Raw genomic sequence first — 18,701 nt, 5'->3', positions numbered from 1 at the left:
GTGCTCCTGCCGGCTCCCGTCCTCCCCGTAGGATCGGCGCCATGGGGGCAGCGGGCACCGGCGAACGGGCACTGGTCACGGGTGCGAGCGGGTTCGTCGGCGGCCACGTCGTGCGGACCCTGCGGGAGCACGGGTACCGCGTGACGGCGTCCGGCCGGCGGGCATCAGCGCTGCCCGCCGGTGACGTGCACGTCGGCGACCTCGACGACCTCGCCCGCGCCGACGTGCCCGCCGACGTCGTCGTGCACTGCGCGGCACGCAGCTCCCCGTGGGGGCCGTGGTCGGCCTTCGCGCACGCGAACGTCACCGGCACCGCCCGCGTGCTGGAGTACGCACGTCGCGTCGGGGCCCGGCGACTCGTGCACGTGTCGTCGCCCGGCATCTACGCCGCTCCTCGTGACCGGCTCGACATCCGCGAGGACCAGGTCGACCCCAGCCGCCCGATGAACCACTACATCCGCTCGAAGCTGCACGCCGAGGCGCTCCTCCGCGCTGCGACGGGCGACCCCGACGGCCCCGAGATCGTCGTCCTGCGTCCGCGCGGCGTCATCGGCGCGGGCGACACCGGACTCGTGCCGCGGCTGCTCCGCGTGCACGAGCGAGTCGGGGTGCCGCTCCTGCACGGCGGGCGCGGACTCGTCGACCTCACCGCGGTCGAGAACGTCGCGCACGCCGTCCGGCTCGCAGCCGAGGTGCCCGAGGCAGCCGGACTGGCGTTCAACATCACCAACGGCGACCCCCGGCCGTTCGTCGAGCTCCTCGACCAGCTGCTCACCGGGCTCGGGCTGCGACCGCGGCACCTGCGCCTGCCCGCGGGGCCGCTGTACGCGCTGGCCGGGGTGCTCGAGGCCGTGTGCACCGTGCTGCCGGGCCGTCCCGAGCCGCCGGTCACCCGCTACACGGTGACGACGATCACGCACTCGCAGACCCTCGACCTGACCCGTGCCCGGCGGGTGCTCGGCTACGAGCCGGTCGTCGGACTCGACGAGGCCCTGGCGAGCTACGCGACCGCCGGCCGGCGCGTCGGTGAGCAGCCGCGTGACTGAGCGCCCGGTCGGCGTCCTGCGCGCCGCCGCCTGCGGGTGGACGACCCACGACGTGCACGGTCTCCTCCGGAGCGCCCCGCGCGGCCGCCGGGTGTTCCCCGCGAACGTGTTCCACTGGTCCGGCCCCGACCGGTCCGTGCTGTTCGACACCGGGTACGCGCCCCTGCCGTGGCGCACGGGTGTCGCCGGGTGGCTGTACCGACGCCTGCTCCCGCCGGTCGTGCCACCGGGCGGCACACTCGCCGACGCCGTCGACACGGACGGTGTCACGCACGTCGTCCTGTCGCACCTGCACCCCGACCACGTCGGCGGACTGGCGGCCGTGCCGCACGCACGGGTGCTGGTCACCGAGGGCGTGGCCCGGAGCATCGCCCGCCCGCAGGTGCTCGCCGGTCAGCTGCGCGGACTGCTGCCCGCGGGGCTCGTCGACCGGCTGCTGGTGGTCCCGGACAGCGCCTTCGCCCCCGCTCCGTCCGGGCCGCTCGCGGCGGTCGGCCTGGCGACGGCCGACCCGTTCGAGGACGGTCGCACCCGGCTCGTCCGGCTGCCCGGGCACGCCGACGGACACATCGGCGTGCTGGTCGAGGACCGCGTGCTGCTCGCCGCCGACGCCGCGTGGAGCCGCGACCTCCTCGGACGGGAACGCGACCTGCGTCTCCTGCCGCGCACGGTCGCCCACGACGCCGGAGCACAGCGCGACACCGCCGAGCGCCTGCTCGCACTCGAGCGCGCGGGTGTCAGACTGCTGTTCAGCCACGACGAGCACCGGACCGGGGTGGACCTGCTCGCCGACGACGACGAGGACCGAGGGGGACCGTGAAGCACTGCGCCATCGCCGGGTGGGGGACGGCACTGCCCGACCGGACAGTCACCTACGGCAGCGGAGCACGCACCGTCACCCGGTACCGCATCGCCGACGACGTGTCGCACCTCGACATGCTCACCGAAGCCGCGTCCCGGGCGATCGAGCACGCCGGCATCGACGCGGCCGACCTCGACCTCGTGATCGCGGCCTGCGCCGCCGGCGTGCAGCCGATCCCGTGCACGGCAGCCCTCGTGATGGAGCGGGTGGCGCCCGATGCCCGGGCGGCCGCACTCGACGTCAACTCCACGTGCACGAGCTTCATCACGGCACTCGACATCGCCTCCCGCTACCTGGAGGACGGCGACCACGACCGGGTGCTCATCGTCTCCGGCGACGTCGGGTCGCGCTTCCTCGACCCGGCGCAGCGCGAGTCCGCCGAGCTGTTCTCGGACGCCGCGGCCGCGGTCGTGCTCACGCGGGGCGACGGGACGCAGGGGGTGCTGTCGGCGCTGCAGCAGACCTGGCCGGAGCACGCGCACGACACCGAGCTCCGAGGCGGCCTGTCGAGGTACCCCGCGCAGCAGTACGCCGACGGCGACCCGTCGGACTACCTGTTCGACATGCACGGCAGGCGTGCGCTGACCGGGATGCTCCGCGTGCTGCCCGGGTTCTTCGCGCGGTTCTGGGATCGCAGCGGACTCGGGCTCGACGACGTCGACCTGGTCGTCCCGCACCAGGCCAGCGGGGCGATCGGACTCGCGATGCGCCGGCTCGGGATCCCAACCGACAAGTACGTCGACGAGGTCGCGGCGTTCGGGAACTCGGTGTCGTCGTCGGTGCCGTTCATGCTCGCCCGGTGCCTCGACGACGGACGACTCGGACGGGGCGACACCGTGCTGCTCTGCGGGACGGCGGCGGGCCTGACCGCGAACGCCCTCGCGCTGCGGCTCTGACGGCAGCTCGCGCTGCGGCTCTGTCGGCCGCTCGCGCTGGTGCGGACGGGCGCCGGCCCTGCGGCTCGTCCGGTCGGGCGGTGACCCCGGACACGACGACGCCCCCGCCGCATCTGCGACGGGGGCGTCCGGTGGTCCCTGATCCCCTGGGCGACCACCGCTCCGGCGGTGGACCGCCCAGCACCGGGCGGTCCACCGAGGTCGGTCAGCGCGCGGCGCGAGCTCCGGCGCGGGGCAGGACGACGCCGAGGACGATCATCGCGACGGCGAGGAAGGCGTGGAGCACGTTGTCGGCGCTGTTCAGCGGGACGAAGTTCGCGGCCCCGGCCATGCCGGCGACGAAGAGGCCGAACACGAACAGCACGGCGTAGATGATGCCGCCGATGAGCAGGTACGAGCGCGAACCCGCGGCGGACCGGGCGGCGAGGATGCCGACGATGCCGAACAGCAGGTGGACGATGTTGTGCAGGGCCGAGACCTGGAACAGGCCGAGGAGCATGGCCATCGAGCTGTTGCCGGCGAAGGACATGGTGCCCATGTCCATGGTGAGACCGGGGACGAAGCCGGCGATGCCGACGATGAGGAACACGACGCCGAAGAGCAGTGCGCCCTTCTGGACGAGGGTCGACGCGAAACCGGTGCGAGGTGAGGCTGCGTTGCTGGTCATGGTGCTGTCCTTCCGAGTGCGTTCCACGACGGCGTCTCCAGGTCACCGCACAGGGGCAGCGTCGTCGTCGTACAGGAGTTTCGGAGCAGCTGCGCAGACGGATTGGTGCGGGGTGGTGGTGTGCTCCCAGTGCTTCCGGGCAAGCGTGGGTCCCCCTCCGGGATGACCCCGGGTCTCCACCCCAGGGGGGACGCGCCCGACGGGGCGGCGGAAATAGCGTGGACCCGTGATCGAGATCGAGCATCTGTCCAAGCGCTACGGCGCCAAGACCGCCGTGGACGACATCTCCTTCGTCGTCCGCCCGGGCATCGTCACCGGCTTCCTCGGGCCGAACGGTGCCGGCAAGTCCACGACCATGCGGATGATCATGGGCCTCGACACGCCCACGTCCGGGCAGGTGCGGGTGAACGGGCAGGAGTACCGCTCGTTCCGCGACCCGCTCCGGCAGGTCGGCGCGCTGCTCGAGGCGAAGGCCGTCCACTCCGGGCGCAGTGCCCACAACCACCTGCTCTCGCTCGCGGCGACGCACGGCATCCCGAAGTCCCGCGTGCACCACGTCATCGAGCTCACCGGACTCGAGTCGGTCGCGAAGAAGCGCGTCGGCGGGTTCTCCCTCGGCATGGGGCAGCGGCTCGGCATCGCGGCGGCACTGCTCGGCGACCCGAAGACCCTGATCCTGGACGAGCCGGTCAACGGTCTCGACCCGGACGGCGTCGTGTGGGTGCGTCAGCTCGCCCGACACCTGGCCTCCGAGGGTCGCACGGTCTTCCTCTCCAGCCACCTGATGAGCGAGATGGCGCAGACCGCTGACCGCGTGGTCGTGCTCGGCCGCGGCAAGGTGCTCGCCGACGCTCCGATCGCCGAGTTCGTCGCGGGCAGCGGGCAGGGTGGCGCAGCACGGACCCTCGTCCGGACTCCGCACCCCGACCAACTCTTCGGTGCCGTCGGGTCCGCCGCATCGTCGATCACCCCGCGCGAGGACGGCGCCTTCGTGGTCGTCGGCCCCGACGCACAGCAGATCGGCACCATCGCCGCCCGGACCGGCGCGGTGCTCCACGAACTCACCCCCATGGGTGCGAGCCTCGAGGAGGCGTACATGGCCCTCACGAAGGACGAGGTCGAGTACCAGGCGGAGGTCGCACGATGAGCGCCACGACGGCCACCGCGATGCCCGGACGCGTCGGACTCGGGTTCGGCCGACTCGTCCGCAGCGAGTGGATCAAGTTCCGCAGCATCCGGTCGACGTGGTGGTGCTACGCCATCATCGTCGCGCTGACGATCGGTCTCGGTGCGCTGCTCGGGCTCTACGCACCGATCGTCGGCCTGCCGGAGGGCGCCGAGGTGACCCAGGCGGTCGCGAACGCGCAGATCGTCAACCTCAGCATCTCGTCGGTCGGATTCACCGTGCTGGTCGCCGCGGTGCTGGGCGTCCTCATCATCACGGGTGAGTACGGCACCGGGCAGATCCGCTCGACCTTCACGGCCGACCCGGGGCGCACCGGCGCCGTCCTCGCCAAGGCCGTCGTCCTCGCCGTGGCCACCTTCGTGGTCAGTGCGGTGTCGACGTGGATCGGGGTCGCGCTCGTCACGGTGTTCCAGGCCGACAAGGGCGTGGAGGCCGACCTGGCCGACCCCGCGGTCTTCATGCCGATCCTCGGCTCGTCGGTCTACGTGACGGGGATCGCCCTGCTCGCCTTCGGCATCGGGCTGCTCGTGCGCTCCAGCGCCGGTGGCATCGCGATCGCGCTCGGGGTCCTGCTCGTGCTGCCGATCGTGCTGCAGCTCGTCGCCGGACTGGTGAACCAGCAGTGGCTCCTCGACGGGTCCCGCTTCCTGCCCGACCAGGCCGGCAGCCAGCTCTACACCTACGAGCGGTCCGCGGACCAGCCCGCACCCGAGGGTGTCGTGCTCAACGGCTGGGCGGGTGGCGGCATCCTGGCGGCATGGGTCGTGGCGATCGGCGTGATCGCGCTGGCCGCGGTCAAGAAGCGCGACGTCTGACGACGGGCGGTGCGGCTCGTGACCCGGGTCGTGACGGACGGGAGGCTCCCCACCGGGCACGGCCCACCAGCCGCTGGCGCGTCTGGTGGGAACCGGCCGGCGTGGGCCCAGGTGCCGGCTGGTACCGGGCCTCCCGTCCGTCTGCAGCTGGGTACCGGCGGGTCAGGCCGCGCGCGAGAACAGCCCGCGCAGGGCGCGCGTCAGCCACCACGAGCGTCGCGGCTGCTGGACGACCTCGACTGCACGCGTGGGCATGCGGAACGCGAGGTCGTGCAGCATGTTTCGCTTTGTGCCGTCCCAGTTCGCGAAGAGGTACGAGCCGCCGGTGAACGACATGCTCCGGACCGGCGTGCGCTTCCAGGAGTCGGCAGCGACGTAGTAGCCGGTGTGTCCGGCGCGGATGTGGTCGATGACGGTGTCCACGTCGAGGACACCGGTCGTGGTGACGACGGCGGTGATGCCCGTTCGGTCGCGGGCGACGTACTCGATGAGGTGTTCGGTCACGGCGTGCTCTGATCTGTGTCTGACTCGACCCGGCCCGTGAGGTCGGCGCTCGGGAGGTGTTCGGAACCGCCGTTGCTTCCGGTTGGATGGTACGCCGAAGCATGTGGAGGGTTCCAGACGTGGACGAGGTCGGGGGGACGAACGTCCGGGCAGCGCGGAGAGCAGGGTGGTCACATGCGCACCACACGTCCCACCGGCCTGTTCCTCACCGCTGCCGCGGCGTGCTTCGCCCTCGCCGGGTGTGCCGGCGGGGGCGAGGGCGGACCGGCCGCCACCGTGACGCGGACGGTCACCCCGTCCGCGTCGGCCGCGTCGGAGGGGGCGACGCCCGTGACGCCAGCGACGAGCCCTCCCGCGACACCCACGTGCGGACCGTCGGACGGTGCCACCGCTGCCGCGGGTCCGATCGCCGACCTGCCGCTGCCCGCCGGACTCGAGTCGGCCCGCTGGGACGCAACGACCGCGGACACGTCGCTCTACGACGGGTGTGCCGCGCTGTCCGCGGTGACCGTCAGCGTCGCCGAGGGCACCGCCAGCTCACCGGTCGCGATCCTGCTGTTCCACGACGGCACGTACGTCGGGACAGCGACGGAGGAGCAGTACCCGTTCGTCCCCGAGGTGACGCGCACCTCGGCCGACGCGATCCGCGTCGAGTACCGCTACCCACAGGGCACGGAGGGCAACGCCGACCCGTCCGGCCGAGCGACCGCGACGTACACGTGGGACGACACCAGCGAACGGGTGGGGATGTCCGGGGACGTCCCGCCTTCCCGGTGACTCACGGCCGCGACGAGCGCAACACGCTCCGGAGGACGTCGAGCTTCGCCGGACCCACCTCGAAGGGGCGGCCGAGGGCCGACCGTGGCTGCAGGACGACCGGCCCGTCCGTCGTGGTCAGCCAGATGCCGTAGGCGGTGCGCCGCCCGCGATCGTCCTTCGTCGCGAGGTCGATCCGCTCGATGCGATCCCACGGGATCGTCACGACCGGGTCCGTCGACCGCGGCGACCAGCCGAACAGACCCCTCCGGTCGACGGTGAAGAGCGCTGTCCGCGGATCCGACAGATCCTGTGGAGCGCTGATGCCACGTGCCGAGACGGGCAGGTGGAAGGACGGCCGCTCGTCGCGGGCCGCACGGGCGTTCGCGAGGGCGCGTCGGTCCCGTCGGCTGTCCCGCCAGGCACCGATCGGTACGATCACGCAGCAGACGGCTCCCAGCAGGGGCAGCAGGACGATGCCGGCTCCCCGGCCGCTCGACGGGACCTGGACGTACGCCGCCTCGAACACCAGGACGCCGACCGCGACGGCGAGCAGACCGACCGAGCCGAGCACGAACGGCCACAACGGCGGCACGATCCCGTCCCGCAGTCGGCGCACCCACGCCCCGGAGTCGTCCACCACCTCATCCTGCCCCCCGTCACCTGGGCGCCGCGGTGGGATGCTGGTCCGCATGCCCCTGTCCCGCCCGGCGGTCGCCGCCGCCCTGCCCGGTGTCGCGCTCGCGGTCGTGATCGGCATCGCCGCGACCCTGGTCGGGCGCGCCGTCCCCGTGGTCGGCGGTCCGGTGCCGGCCGTCGTGCTCGGTGCGCTGGTGGGGTGGCTCGTGCGGCGCCGCCGGCAGCAGGACCACGGGACGGCGGACCTCGGCGGCCTGCAGCCCGGGGTGAAGTTCGCGTCGAGCCGTGTGCTGCAGGCCGCCGTCGTGCTCCTCGGCGCGCAGCTCTCGATCGGCGAGGTCCTGCGCATCGGCGGCGAGACCCTCCCGGTGATGCTCACGACGCTCGTGGTGTGCCTCGTCGCGGCGTGGGGGATCGGGCGGCTGCTGCGGGTGTCGAGCACGCTCCGCACGCTCATCGGCGTCGGCACGGGCATCTGCGGCGCCTCGGCGATCGCCGCCGTCACGCCCGTCGTCGGTGCCGCCAGCGCCGAGGTCGCATACGCCCTCTCGACGATCTTCCTCTGCAACATCGCCGCGGTCTTCGTCTTCCCCCTCGTCGGCCACGCCCTCGGCCTGTCCCAGCACGCGTTCGGCGTCTTCGCGGGCACCGCGGTGAACGACACGTCCTCGGTCGTCGCGACGGCCACGGTCTACGGTCGCCAGGCGACCGACACCGCCGTCGTCGTCAAGCTGGTCCGGACGCTCATGATCATCCCGATCGTGATCGGGTTCGCCGGCCTGGAGGCCCGCCGCACCGCCCGCTCGCAGCCGGACCCCGCCGACGGGCCGCGTCGGGCCGGGGGCGTCCGCGTGCTGCGGTTGGTCCCGTGGTTCCTGGTCGGTTTCCTCGTCGTGGTGCTGCTCCGCACCACCGGCGTCCTGCCGGCCTCGGCGGCCCCGTGGTTCTCGACGGCGGCGACGTTCCTCATCACGGTGGCGCTCGCCGCGGTCGGGGTCTCGACGGACTTCGCGGCGCTGCGGCGTGCCGGGTTCCGGCCGATGCTGCTCGGGATCGCCCTGTGGGTGCTCGTCGCCGGGACGAGCCTGGGGGTGCAGGCGGCCTTCGGCCAGCTCTGACGGTCGGGAGCGGGCCGCCGCTCGGTCCGGGTCGTCGACGGTGGAGCAGGAGACGTCGCGTGGCGCAGGTCGAGCCGACGTCGTCTGCTCCATCGACGCGCGTTCCGCGCCCGGGGTGACGACTCGACGGACGGGAGGCGCGGTGCCAGCTGGCACCGCGCCTCCCGTCCGTCCGCTGCGAGGCTCAGCCGCGCAGCGCCTCCGTCAGCTTGACGCGACCACCCGTGCGGAGCAGCGCGTTCTCGTAGATGCGCGCGCCCACGGTGACGACCACGACGACCGACGCCGCGACCACGAGCAGCGACAGGATCGGCTCCCACCACTCGGCGGTCCCGAGGAAGATCCGCATCGGCATCCCGATCGGCGCGCTGAACGGGACGTACGACATGATCCCCACGATCGTCGGGTCGTCCGCCGCCACCACGATCAGGATGTACGGGATCATCACGAGCATCATCACCGGCATGGTGACGCTGCCGACGTCCTCCTGACGGGAGACGAGCACGGCGGACGCGGCGAACAGCGAGGCGATGAGCACGAAGCCGACCGCGAAGAAGCCGACGAACCACAGCACGCTGGGACCGAGCAACGTGAACAGGTTGTCCTGCCCGGTGACGGCGAGGGCCACCACCCCCGCGACCGCGATCGCGACGATCTGCGCGAACGCCATGATGCTGTTGCCGAGCACCTTGCCGGCCAACAGCGCGCGAGCCGGGATGGCCGCCATCAGGATCTCGACCACCCGCGTCGACTTCTCCTCGACGACGCTCTGCGCGATCGACGAGCCGAAGGTCACGGCCGAGGCGAAGAACACCACGCCGAACATGATGCCGATCGCGGACACGAGACCGGCGGACAGTGCACCCGGGTCGAGCAGCTCGACGGTCGGCGTGACACTCAGGGCGTTGACGACGTCGGTCGGGGTGTCCTCGAGTCCGACGACCGAGAACCCGAGGGCGTCGTCGGACGGGACGATCGCGGCGTCGACCTCGCCGTCGCGGACCAGTCGTTCGGCCTGTGCGGTCGTCGGCGTCTGCGTGACGTCGAACCCGTCGGTGGACCGGAGGCTGACACCGTCGACGACCGCGACGGGCGTCCGGTCGTCGGCCGTCGCCTTGCCGACGATCCCGCCGATCACGATGGAGGCGACGACCACCACCAGCAGGATCGCCGCGGAGACCACGAACGCCTTGCTGCGGAGGCGGGCCTGGATCTCGCGGGCGGTCACGAGCCGGACCGCGTGCACGAAGCTGTTGTTCATCGGACGACCTCCCGGAAGACCTCGCTGAGGCGGGGCACCCGCGGGGCGAACGACCCCACCGTGCCGTGCTGGACGGCGCGCTGCAGGACGCGCTGTGCCGTGGCCTCGTCGGCCTCGAACACCGCGTACCCGCCGTCGAACTCGCGGACGGCGACGCCGGGTTCGTCGCGGAGCCAGGCGACGTCGCCGTCGACGAGCAGCTCCCACGCGGCGGGGCCGGCGCTGCGGCGCAGGTCCTCCTGCGCCCCTGCGGCACGGATCGTGCCGTCGGCGATCACGACGACGTCGTCGCAGAGCCGTTCGACCACGTCGAGCTGGTGGCTCGAGAACAGTACCGGCACACCCTTCGCCGCCTGCTCGCGCAGCACACCGAGCACGGTGTCGACGGCCATCGGGTCCAGGCCCGAGAACGGCTCGTCGAGCACGAGGACCTCCGGGTCGTGGACGAGTGCCGCCGCGACCTGCACCCGCTGCTGGTTGCCGAGGGAGAGCTTCTCGACGGCGTCGCTCGCGTGCTGCGCGAGGTCGAGCCGTTCGAGCAGCGCGGCCGTCCGCTGCCCCGCGGTCCGCTTGTCGACCCCGTGCAGTCGCGCCAGGTAGGTGATCTGCTCGGCGACCGGCATCTTCGGGTAGAGCCCGCGTTCCTCGGGCATGTAGCCGAAGCGGCGGCGGTCCGTCGGGCCGACCTCGGCGCCGTCGATCGACACGCGCCCGGCGTCGGCCTGCAGGACGCCGAGCAGGATCCGCATGGTCGTCGTCTTGCCGGCGCCGTTGCCGCCGACGAACCCGGTCAGTCGGCCGCTGCCGACCGTGAACCCCACGTCGTCGAGCACGCGGCGGTCGCCGAAGTGCTTCGTCACGCCTTCGATGGTGAGCATCGCCCGTTCCCCTTCCGCCGGCGGTCCTCGCCGACGTCTCGACGCTACGGGCCGGGAGGCACGGTCCGCCTCCGGCAGGAGGCGGGACCTCCCGACGCCGCGGCTCCACCGCACGGGGGAGCGGGGCCGTCAGGTGGAGGAGGTGACGCCGTGCTCGAAGGCCCACACGACCGCCTGGATCCGGTCGCGCACACCGGTCTTCTGCAGGACGTTCGACACGTGGGTCTTCACGGTCGCCTCGCCGACGAAGAGCTCGCGGGCGATCTCGGCGTTGCTGAACCCCCGGGCGAGCAGTCGGAGGACCTCTGCCTCGCGTTCGGTGAGGCCGGCCGTCGCGATCGCGGTCGCACCGCCGTCTCCCCGCGGCGCGGCGTCGTCGCCGCCGTCGACGGCACCGGGGCAGTCCGGGCCGTGTCCGGCGGTCGCGCGGCTGATCACCCGGCGCGTGACGTCGGGTGCGAGCAGGGCGTCCCCGGCGGCGACGGTGCGCACGGCGTCGATCAGCCGTTCGGGGGAGGCGTTCTTCAGCAGGAAGCCGCTCGCACCGGCCTCGAGCGCCTGGAACAGGGCGGCGTCGTCGTCGAACGTGGTGAGCACGAGGACCGCCGGCGGGTCCGGCAGCGCACCGATGCGCCGTGCCGCCTCGAGCCCGTCGACGCCGGGCATCTGCACGTCGAGGCACACGACGTCGGGCCGGAGCGCCACGACCGCCTCGACCGCGGCGGCGCCGTCCGGGGCCTCACCGACCACGCGGAAGCCCGGCTCGGACTCCAGGATGACGCGGAAGCCCGCACGCACCAGGTCCTGGTCGTCCGCGAGCACGATCGTCAGGTCGTCGGCAGCCATGCCCGTACCAGGTACCCTCCCCGGGCCCGCGGCCCGATCTCGATGCGTCCGCCCACGGCGGCGACGCGCTCCCGCATGCCGACGTGACCCAGCCCGCTGCCGCTGGTGTCACGGACCGCGCCGGAGCCGTGGCCGTCGTCGGCCACCTCGACCTCGATGCCGTCGTCGAGGTACCGCAGGCGCAGGTCCGCGCGGGCTTTCGGGCCGGCGTGCTTGACGACGTTCGTCACGGCCTCCTGGGCGATGCGGAACGCCACGGCCCCGACGGTCGGCGGCACCGAGCGCTCGTCACCGACGACGACGTACCCGGCGTCGCGTCCTGCGGACCGCACGGCCTCGACCAGCTCCGGCATCCGTCCGAGGCCGGCCGTGCTCGGTGCGGTGTCGGTCGCGCTCGCGCCGCGGTCGTCCTCACGCAGGGTCCCCAGCATGCGGCGGAGTTCCTCGACCGCCGTCCGTGCGCTGTCCTCGACCACCGTCAGCGAGGCGGTCGCCTGCGCCGGGTCGCGATCGACCACGCGGCGCGCGGCTCCGGCCTGCACGCCCATCAGCGAGACGTGGTGGGCCACGACGTCGTGCAGCTCGCGGGCGATCCGTACGCGCTCGAGCGTCACGGCCTGGGCTGCCGTCCGCTCCCGCTCGGCGGCGAGTTCCGCGGTGCGTTCGGCGAGGTCGTGCTTCGCCACCGCGGCTGTCCATGCCCGGTTGCCGGCGTACCAGGCGCCGCCGAAGTACAGCACGTTGATGAGGATGTTGACGAGCGAGTACGCGATGTACGGCGGGATGAGCGCATCGTCGTCGTTCGGCAGCGCGTTCGGCACCGCCCATCCGAACGAGAGCGCGAGGAACACCCACGCGAACATCCCGCCGATGATCACCCAGCGGACCACCTCGGCACGGACCCGGTCGGAGCACCACGCCCCGACCGTGTACAACGCGATGAACAGGGTGAAGTTGACGAGGATGATCTCGGGCACGTGGAGCAGCTGTGTCGCGGCGAACGCCAGCGCGGACACGACGGCGACGGTCATCGGCCAGCGGCGGCGGAACGCGATCGGTACGGCGTTCGCGAGGATCATGAGGGCGGAGACCCACCACGCTGCCTGCTCGTCGCCGTAGATGCCCGCAGCGCCGTAGAGGGTCGTGGTGATGACCAGCCCGACGCCGAGCACCAGCGCGAGCAGGGCGTCCTGTCGCTGCTCGCGCGGCCCCACGGGAAGCCGTGACCACCCCTCCGTCGTCCACCCCATGCGGTCCACGCTACCGGGTGCGCACCGCCGACCGCAGGTTCCGCCGGGCTGCCAGGAGCGGGGTGCCCGCCGCGACCGCCACGACGGCGGCTGCCGCGGTGAAGGTCGTCGCCGTGCCCGCCGGTCCGACCAGTGCGCCCGCCGCCGCTGCCCCGAGCGCCTGGCCGGCGACGAGCACCACGAAGAGCAGTGCGGTGCCCGCAGCCGCGTGCTGCTGGTCGATCTCGGTCGTCCACGCGATGAGCGCGCCCGTCGCCGCGGTGTAGCCCCACCCGAACACCGCGCACGCCACCAGCGCGGCGCCGACGGCCTGGGACAGCAGCCCGAGCGTGAGCACCGCGACGGCGGCGAGCGTCGTCGTCAGCATCCACAGGCGAACAGCGGGCATCGGGCTCGTCCACCGCGCCGTCACCGCGACCGACGCCCCGCCGGCACCGAGCACGATCCACGCCACGACCGTCACCGGGCTCGGCACCCCTGCGCCGACGAGGGCCGAGCGGCCGTAGGTCCAGACCACCGCCGAGCCTGCGCCGAACAGCAGGGCCACCACGACCGGCACGACCTGTGCGCCGAACCACGAGCGGTCGGGCAGCACGGCGCGCGTCGGACCGCCGGCGTCGACCGTGCGCCCGGCGTCTCCCGGGCGTCCGGGGGCGACCGTGCGCCGGGCCGGCCCCGCCGCGAGGAACACGACGGCACCGACCAGCAGCGTCACGATCCCCGCGACGACCCACGCGGTGCGCCAGTCCGGCAGGAGCACGAGCGCGAGCACCCCGGCGGCGACGAGCCCCGGACCCGTCCCGGAGTTCACCACTGCCTGTGCCCGGTCCCGCGCTGCCCCGTCGACCCGACCGGCGACCAGCTGCACCATCGCCGGCGAGGCCAGTCCGGCGCCGGCCGACGCCACGACGGCGGACGCCCCGAACACGAGGCTCGTCGAGCTCGCCGCCATCACGATCGCGCCGACGCCGGCCGTGAGCGCCGCGCCGACGACGAGCCACTCGGCGGCGCGGCCCGCGAGGAGGAACCCCACGACGGCGCCGACGCAGTACAGGACCGAGGCGCCCGAGGACACCGCCCCGCCGACGTCCACCCCGAAGCCGAGGTCGCGCTGCACGTCCGGGAGGAACAGCCCGTACGCCAGACGCACCAGGCCGTAGGTCGCAGCGATGAGTCCGAGCCCGCCGACCACCAGGAGGCGATCCCGTAACGAAAACGATCGTTTCACTTCTGCGACCGTAGGCTCATGCGCATGGCGATGCGTCCAGGGACCGAGCAGCGGGTGCTCGACGCTGCCGAGGAGCTCTTCTTCACGCGCGGCATCGCGGCGACCCCGATCGACGCCGTGCTCGAGCGCGCGGGGGTGTCGTCGGCGACGCTCTACCGCGGGTACCCGAGCAAGGAGGCCCTGGTGGCGGCAACGCTCGACCGACGCCACGAGGACTGGCTCGCGACGTGGGACCGGGCACTCGAGCGGGCGACGGACGACCGCGGCCGCCTGCTCGCCGTCTTCGACGCCCTCGACGACTACCGGTCCACCCCGACCGGCTCCCGCTGGTGCGCGTTCCTCGGCACCGCCGCCGAGTACGTCGACGCCCCCGAGGACCTGCGCGCCGTCCTCGACCGCGAGACCGGCACGCTGCGTCGGCGTCTGACCGAGACGGCCCGGCCGCTCGTGGGTGACCGTGCCTCGGCGCTCGCCGAACAGCTGCTGCTCGTCGTCTCCGGGTCGCTGGCGATGCGCCTGCGCGACCCCGCTGCGGACGCGACGACCGCTCGCGCGGTCGCGACCGCCCTCCTGTCCTGACAGCCGGGCCACGACGCGGACGGGAGGCGCGGTGCGGGTGACGGACGTCCGTCACCCGCACCGCGCCTCCAGTCCGAACCGTGACGGCTGCGAGCCGGTCGCTCAGTGCGCGGGGACCACCAGCTCGTCGACCGCGGTCAGGACGTCCGCGACCTCGGTGCGGGTCGTGTAGTCGACGTGCACGTCCGCGAAGCGGACCACGCCGTCTGCGTCGATCACGAAGACCGACGGGAACGGGATCGCCGCGGTGTCGTCGGCGTTGCTGTCGGCGACGTCGAAGCCGAGCTGCGTGTGCGCCGCCCGCGCGGCCGCGCTCGGCTCCGTGACGATGCCGAAGCGTCCGGCGAGCACGTTCTCCGGGTCCGTGAGCACCGGGAAGGCGAGCTCGCCGTTCGCGATCGACTGCTCGGCGCCCTCCGGCGTCTGCGGCGACACGGCGACGAGCTGCACGCCGCGCTCCTGCAGGGCAGGCAGGAGCTCCTGCTGGTACGTGCGCAGCGTGATGTTGCAGTAGGGGCACCAGGCGCCGCGGTAGAAGACGACGACGGTCGGGGTGTCACCGCGGGTGTCCGCGAGCGAGGTCTCCTCGCCCGTCGGGGTGACCAGTCGGGCGTCCGGAGCGGTCTCGCCCGCGCCGACGACCCCGTCGGGCACACCCGAGGCGCGCAGGTCGGCCTGCTCGCCGTCGAAGACCGCAGACAGCTCCGGGCCGATCTGGGCGGTGAAGCCCTGGTTGAAGTCGTCCACCTGGCGGGCGATGGTCTGATCGGTCACGTCGGTCTCCTCGGGTCGGGTCGGGACGCCGGCGAACGGGCCGGTGCGTGGAGCGTAGGCACGTCTCCTCAGCGGGGGAACGGCCGTCGTCACGGAGCGTCATCCGGGCAACTGAGCGTGATGCGTACTCAGATCTTCGGCGGTCGGATGGTCGGGTCGCTCCACTTCGGGAACGGCGGGTACTCGCCGGGGAGTGACTCCTCGGGGTACTCCCCGTCGTTGCGGCCGCCGACGGCCTCCGTGAGCGCCAGACTGTCGTTCGTCCAGTACTGCCCGCTGTACACGGTGAGGCCGTAGTCCCCACTGGGCTGCACCTCGTACTCGACGTACCAACCGGTTCCCGTGTCCGCCAAGACCTCGTGGTACCGACCGATGGTTCGCTTGCGGTAGGACCAGTCCTGCTTCCCGAAGTAGTCGATCATCGGCTGCAGATCGCGCGAAGCCCCGGTCGCTCCCGGTGGCGACCAGAGACGGTCACTCTGCAGGAAGTAGCTGTTGACGGGACTGGCTCCACGGAGCGGAACGATGCCGTCGCCGCCGGTGTTCGGCACCCGGTCGCCGCCGATCCAGGACCACTCACCGACGTGCACGGCTCGCTGCGCCTCCGTGAGGACCACCTGCATCTGCGCGTAGCGCTCGCTGTACAGGTCGAACTCTCTCTTCGTCGACATCTGCGCTACCTCATCCTGGGTCAGACCTCCGGCATCGACGGCAGGGATGCCGCTTGCTGGGACGCAGCCGGTCAGGGCGAGTGAAGCGGAGGCGACGAGGGCTGCGAGGAGGCGTCGCATCAGATCTTCGGCGGTCGGATGATCGCGTCGCTCCACTTCGGAAAGGGCGGGTACTCGCCGGGGAGGGACTCTTCTGGGTACGCCGCGTCATTGCGGCCACCGATGGCCTCGGTCAGCGCAAGACTGTCGTTCGTCCAGTACTGCCCGCTGTAGACCGTGAGTGCGTGGTTGCCGTTGTTGATGACGAGGTACCGGATGCGCCAGCCGTCGTCGGTGACCGCCCACACGTCGTGGTCCTTGCCCAGCGTGCGCTCTCGCCACAGCCAGCCCTGGTCATCGAAGTAGCCGATCATCGGTTGTAGTGCACGACGATCGTTGCCAGCGACGGGTGACGACCAGACGCGTGAGGTGTCCAGGGCGTAGCTGTTGTCGATGGTGGAACCGGCCATCGGCACAACGCTGTTCTCGTTGCCCCCACCGGATGGCACGCGGTCGCCCATGGTCCATCGCCACTCGCTGTCGTGCACTTGGCGCTGCGCGGCTGCGAGCACCTGCTGCATCCGCTCGTAGTGCTGGTGGTACCGATCGAACTCCTCGTGGAGCGACATCCGAGACACGTCCTCTTGCGTCAGCCCTGCGGCGTCGATGGGCATACGGTCTCCTCCTGCCGCGCACCCGGACAGGACCCAGGTACAGGCGACGAATGCGAGGAGAGCGCGGAGCAGACGCATGATGTTCATCCTCGCCCTCCCGTTGCGATGATCTGCGAGATGGTGTGCTGGGCGGTCGAGCCGGGGGTCAGGTAGCCGACCTGGCCGGCGGACTCGGGGTACATGTCGTGGCCCGTGACGGCCGCGAAGCCGTCCGCCGCTTCGGAGCTGAAGACCTCGACGTCCGGCAGGTCACGTGGATCAGTCCGCCCGATCCTGCCCTTGATGGCGGTGTGGTCCGCCTGTCCTTCCGTCGCGTACACGTGGCCGACGTTGAGGTGTTCCGGCCTGGTCGCGTCGGTGAAGCCGACCGACCCGTACGTGACGAACGTGTCGACGCGGTGCCGGGTCTGGGCCAGCGCTTCGGCTGCCGTCGTGGAGCCGTACGAGTGGCCGAGTACCGTGAGTCGACGCGGTGCCCCGCCTCGACTGTCGTGGATGCCGTCGAGGAACGACGCCAGCTCTGCCCCGCCCGCGGCGGCTCGTCCCTGCGCCGGGACTTCGGGGATGGCGGGTGCGCGGGAGCCGAACCAGGACACGACCGCGTACGAAGTCGCGCTTCCGATGTCTGCGGCGGAGCCGAGGAGCCCTGCAGCGGCGAGTGCTTTCTGCCTGGTGCTGTCGAGCGTCGTCGTCGCGCCGGGGACGTTCACCGTGACGTTCTCCGCGGTGTCGAGGTTGCCCAACACGACCGCGGCGACGGGAGCGCCGTTCGCGACGCCGAAGCCGACGAGCTGTGCCACTGCGTCCGACGGGTTTCGCAGTTCGGCTGCGATCCGGTCGGCTCGCTGGATCCCCTGAGCGAGCGCGTGGACCTGTGCGGTGAACTCGTCGAGGCTCACCGCGCCGTACGTGGAGGCCAGGCCGAAGAGTCGGTACATCCGCTGCGGGTCCCGGACCGCTGCGGCGAGCACCCGCCGCGAGGCCACGTCACGAGCGACGGCTGGCACCCCGTCGAGGTTCGCCACCCGCACCTGGGTCCGCAGTGGGAGCGCCGCGATGTCCTCCGCGGTGAGCCCGAGTTCCTTCCATGCCGCCGCGACCTGCGCCGGGGTCGAGGACGGGTCCATCAGTCGCTGTGCGGCCGGGGACAGGGCCGCCGCCCCGGCGATGTCGAGCGCGACGTCGGCGACCGACCGTCCACCGGCAGCCTCGAACGCGTCCGCGATCCGCGCCGTCCACCGGGCGTCCTCGGCGTTCTCGTCGAGGTACGCACCGAAGCCGCCCGGCAGCGGGGGCGCATCGACGGGGACCCACCCGCACCGGTCGCGGAACCCCGCCCACGCGTTCCGGACACGGACGAGGTCCTGCTCCGTCACACCGTCCTGCGCCTGGGCCGTGGCGGCGAACTGTCGCAACCGTTCCGGGTCGGCGCTGCTCCGCCCGGTCGACCGTCCACCGGTCCGCCGTCGGTGCCGAGCGCGGAACGTCGCGGTGACGGGCGTCGGTCTGATCGGGCGGTCGGTCGGTTCCGGGTCGAAGACGGCCGCGCTCGCATCGAGCACGGGCTCCCACGCGGCACCCACGCCGACCAGCGCGTGCTGGCGGTCGGCCGCCCGTCTCCGCCACGCAGCGAGCTCCGACCGTCGGTGACGCTCCTGCACGGCCTGGTGCCGGGCGATCCGCACCTGGTCCGCGAGGTCGTCGAGCGCGTGTGCGAGTCGCGCCCGGTCTTCGGACTCGACCGTCCTGGCGGTCTCGAACAGGCGCGCGTGCCCGCCGTCGAAGTCCCGCAGCGCTGCTTCGGCAGCGCTCCGTCGCGGCCACGCGCTCCCGCGCAGCGCCAGCGCGGCCTGCGCAGCGCACGCGGCGAGCCGCGCAGCTGCGGCGTCGTCGAACTCGAACCCCACGTTTCCCCCATCACCAGATCGGCAAGGTGTAGAACGTAGCATTTCAGTACGAGCGGGACGAAGCTTGTGGAATACGGCCGTTCGGGGAGGGGAGGCGCGGATACA

General features: G+C 72.5%; 20 protein-coding genes. 8 read left to right on the top strand and 12 right to left on the bottom strand.

Features of this window, described 5'->3' with window-relative positions; translation table 11 throughout:
* Positions 1-41 precede the first annotated feature (41 nt).
* From DEJ22_RS12995 to DEJ22_RS12985, 3 genes are read left to right on the top strand one after another with little or no spacing between them, the layout of a single operon-like run.
* Positions 42-1,046 carry an NAD-dependent epimerase/dehydratase family protein gene (locus tag DEJ22_RS12995; RefSeq protein WP_111228370.1) on the top strand — a complete coding sequence of 335 codons (1,005 nt, stop codon included), beginning with the start codon at positions 42-44 and terminating at the stop codon, positions 1,044-1,046.
* Positions 1,039-1,866 (top strand): MBL fold metallo-hydrolase, encoded by an 828-nt coding sequence (locus tag DEJ22_RS12990; RefSeq protein WP_181430988.1) that lies wholly within the window; start codon positions 1,039-1,041, stop codon positions 1,864-1,866. The genes DEJ22_RS12995 and DEJ22_RS12990 overlap by 8 nt, the downstream gene beginning before the upstream one ends.
* Positions 1,863-2,804, top strand: a complete 942-nt coding sequence (locus DEJ22_RS12985) for a 3-oxoacyl-[acyl-carrier-protein] synthase III C-terminal domain-containing protein (RefSeq protein WP_111228371.1) — start codon at positions 1,863-1,865, stop codon at positions 2,802-2,804. The genes DEJ22_RS12990 and DEJ22_RS12985 overlap by 4 nt, the downstream gene beginning before the upstream one ends.
* A 205-nt stretch (positions 2,805-3,009) precedes the next feature.
* Here the strand turns inward: DEJ22_RS12985 and DEJ22_RS12980 are convergent, their stop codons facing one another.
* On the bottom strand, positions 3,010-3,471 hold the full coding sequence (locus DEJ22_RS12980) for a DUF4383 domain-containing protein (protein ID WP_111228372.1): 462 nt from the start codon (positions 3,469-3,471) through the stop codon (positions 3,010-3,012).
* Between the two features lie 226 nt (positions 3,472-3,697).
* On the opposite strand from DEJ22_RS12980, the gene DEJ22_RS12975 reads away from it, so the two are divergent.
* Together DEJ22_RS12975 and DEJ22_RS12970 are read left to right on the top strand one after the other, a co-directional pair.
* Complete coding sequence (locus DEJ22_RS12975; protein ID WP_111228373.1) at positions 3,698-4,618, top strand: ABC transporter ATP-binding protein; 921 nt, start codon at positions 3,698-3,700, stop codon at positions 4,616-4,618.
* A complete protein-coding gene (locus tag DEJ22_RS12970; protein WP_111228374.1) occupies positions 4,615-5,472 on the top strand; it encodes an ABC transporter permease in 858 nt (285 codons plus the stop codon). The genes DEJ22_RS12975 and DEJ22_RS12970 overlap by 4 nt, the downstream gene beginning before the upstream one ends.
* Before the next feature lie 162 nt (positions 5,473-5,634).
* Here the strand turns inward: DEJ22_RS12970 and DEJ22_RS12965 are convergent, their stop codons facing one another.
* Positions 5,635-5,976, bottom strand: coding sequence for a hypothetical protein (locus DEJ22_RS12965; protein WP_111228375.1), 342 nt, complete (start codon positions 5,974-5,976; stop codon positions 5,635-5,637).
* Positions 5,977-6,150: 174 nt separating this feature from the next.
* Here DEJ22_RS12965 and DEJ22_RS12960 point away from each other — a divergent pair, with 174 nt between their 5' ends.
* Positions 6,151-6,753: an LppP/LprE family lipoprotein gene (locus tag DEJ22_RS12960; protein ID WP_111228376.1), complete on the top strand. Its 603-nt coding sequence runs from the start codon at positions 6,151-6,153 to the stop codon at positions 6,751-6,753.
* 1 nt (position 6,754) lies between these two features.
* Here the strand turns inward: DEJ22_RS12960 and DEJ22_RS12955 are convergent, their stop codons facing one another.
* Positions 6,755-7,372 carry a hypothetical protein gene (locus tag DEJ22_RS12955; RefSeq protein WP_111228377.1) on the bottom strand — a complete coding sequence of 206 codons (618 nt, stop codon included), beginning with the start codon at positions 7,370-7,372 and terminating at the stop codon, positions 6,755-6,757.
* 52 nt (positions 7,373-7,424) lie between these two features.
* On the opposite strand from DEJ22_RS12955, the gene DEJ22_RS12950 reads away from it, so the two are divergent.
* A complete protein-coding gene (locus DEJ22_RS12950) occupies positions 7,425-8,489 on the top strand; it encodes a YeiH family protein (protein WP_258379734.1) in 1,065 nt (354 codons plus the stop codon).
* A gap of 184 nt (positions 8,490-8,673) precedes the next feature.
* On the opposite strand, the gene DEJ22_RS12945 is transcribed toward DEJ22_RS12950, so the two are convergent.
* The 5 genes from DEJ22_RS12945 to DEJ22_RS12925 form a co-directional block, all read right to left on the bottom strand.
* Complete coding sequence (locus DEJ22_RS12945) at positions 8,674-9,750, bottom strand: ABC transporter permease (protein WP_111228379.1); 1,077 nt, start codon at positions 9,748-9,750, stop codon at positions 8,674-8,676.
* Positions 9,747-10,628: an ABC transporter ATP-binding protein gene (locus tag DEJ22_RS12940; RefSeq protein WP_111228380.1), complete on the bottom strand. Its 882-nt coding sequence runs from the start codon at positions 10,626-10,628 to the stop codon at positions 9,747-9,749. The genes DEJ22_RS12945 and DEJ22_RS12940 overlap by 4 nt, the downstream gene beginning before the upstream one ends.
* A 129-nt stretch (positions 10,629-10,757) precedes the next feature.
* A complete protein-coding gene (locus DEJ22_RS12935; protein ID WP_111228381.1) occupies positions 10,758-11,474 on the bottom strand; it encodes a response regulator in 717 nt (238 codons plus the stop codon).
* A complete protein-coding gene (locus DEJ22_RS12930; RefSeq protein ID WP_111228400.1) occupies positions 11,456-12,724 on the bottom strand; it encodes a sensor histidine kinase in 1,269 nt (422 codons plus the stop codon). The genes DEJ22_RS12935 and DEJ22_RS12930 overlap by 19 nt, the downstream gene beginning before the upstream one ends.
* 10 nt (positions 12,725-12,734) lie before the next feature.
* On the bottom strand, positions 12,735-13,916 hold the full coding sequence (locus DEJ22_RS12925) for an MFS transporter (protein ID WP_284174733.1): 1,182 nt from the start codon (positions 13,914-13,916) through the stop codon (positions 12,735-12,737).
* 60 nt (positions 13,917-13,976) lie between these two features.
* Here DEJ22_RS12925 and DEJ22_RS12920 point away from each other — a divergent pair, with 60 nt between their 5' ends.
* Positions 13,977-14,531, top strand: a complete 555-nt coding sequence (locus tag DEJ22_RS12920; protein WP_146241829.1) for a TetR/AcrR family transcriptional regulator — start codon at positions 13,977-13,979, stop codon at positions 14,529-14,531.
* 102 nt (positions 14,532-14,633) lie between these two features.
* Here the strand turns inward: DEJ22_RS12920 and DEJ22_RS12915 are convergent, their stop codons facing one another.
* From DEJ22_RS12915 to DEJ22_RS12900, 4 genes are all read right to left on the bottom strand, one after another.
* Positions 14,634-15,305, bottom strand: a complete 672-nt coding sequence (locus DEJ22_RS12915; RefSeq protein ID WP_111228401.1) for a peroxiredoxin-like family protein — start codon at positions 15,303-15,305, stop codon at positions 14,634-14,636.
* A 128-nt stretch (positions 15,306-15,433) separates the two neighbouring features.
* Complete coding sequence (locus DEJ22_RS12910) at positions 15,434-15,976, bottom strand: hypothetical protein (protein WP_111228383.1); 543 nt, start codon at positions 15,974-15,976, stop codon at positions 15,434-15,436.
* 119 nt (positions 15,977-16,095) lie between these two features.
* The gene (locus DEJ22_RS12905; RefSeq protein WP_146241830.1) at positions 16,096-16,689 is read right to left on the bottom strand and encodes a hypothetical protein; all 594 of its coding nucleotides are present in this window, start codon (positions 16,687-16,689) and stop codon (positions 16,096-16,098) included.
* 83 nt (positions 16,690-16,772) lie between these two features.
* Positions 16,773-18,596 carry an alpha/beta hydrolase gene (locus tag DEJ22_RS12900; protein WP_181430990.1) on the bottom strand — a complete coding sequence of 608 codons (1,824 nt, stop codon included), beginning with the start codon at positions 18,594-18,596 and terminating at the stop codon, positions 16,773-16,775.
* Positions 18,597-18,701: the final 105 nt, after the last annotated feature.

It is taken from the genome of Curtobacterium sp. MCSS17_007 (genome assembly GCF_003234175.2).
GTDB lineage: Bacteria > Actinomycetota > Actinomycetes > Actinomycetales > Microbacteriaceae > Curtobacterium.
Note: the sequence above shows the minus strand (reverse complement) of the source record. Positions and strands in the feature narration are given on the sequence as shown.

Coding starts and splice junctions, on each gene's coding strand:
- DEJ22_RS12905 (WP_146241830.1), bottom strand. CDS start 16,689: ATGCCCATCGACGCCGCAGGGCTGACGCAAGAGGACGTGTCTCGGATG.
- DEJ22_RS12995 (WP_111228370.1), top strand. CDS start 42: ATGGGGGCAGCGGGCACCGGCGAACGGGCACTGGTCACGGGTGCGAGC.
- DEJ22_RS12980 (WP_111228372.1), bottom strand. CDS start 3,471: ATGACCAGCAACGCAGCCTCACCTCGCACCGGTTTCGCGTCGACCCTC.
- DEJ22_RS12970 (WP_111228374.1), top strand. CDS start 4,615: ATGAGCGCCACGACGGCCACCGCGATGCCCGGACGCGTCGGACTCGGG.
- DEJ22_RS12920 (WP_146241829.1), top strand. CDS start 13,977: ATGGCGATGCGTCCAGGGACCGAGCAGCGGGTGCTCGACGCTGCCGAG.
- DEJ22_RS12960 (WP_111228376.1), top strand. CDS start 6,151: ATGCGCACCACACGTCCCACCGGCCTGTTCCTCACCGCTGCCGCGGCG.
- DEJ22_RS12950 (WP_258379734.1), top strand. CDS start 7,425: ATGCCCCTGTCCCGCCCGGCGGTCGCCGCCGCCCTGCCCGGTGTCGCG.
- DEJ22_RS12940 (WP_111228380.1), bottom strand. CDS start 10,628: ATGCTCACCATCGAAGGCGTGACGAAGCACTTCGGCGACCGCCGCGTG.
- DEJ22_RS12910 (WP_111228383.1), bottom strand. CDS start 15,976: ATGTCGACGAAGAGAGAGTTCGACCTGTACAGCGAGCGCTACGCGCAG.
- DEJ22_RS12935 (WP_111228381.1), bottom strand. CDS start 11,474: ATGGCTGCCGACGACCTGACGATCGTGCTCGCGGACGACCAGGACCTG.
- DEJ22_RS12930 (WP_111228400.1), bottom strand. CDS start 12,724: ATGGGGTGGACGACGGAGGGGTGGTCACGGCTTCCCGTGGGGCCGCGC.
- DEJ22_RS12945 (WP_111228379.1), bottom strand. CDS start 9,750: ATGAACAACAGCTTCGTGCACGCGGTCCGGCTCGTGACCGCCCGCGAG.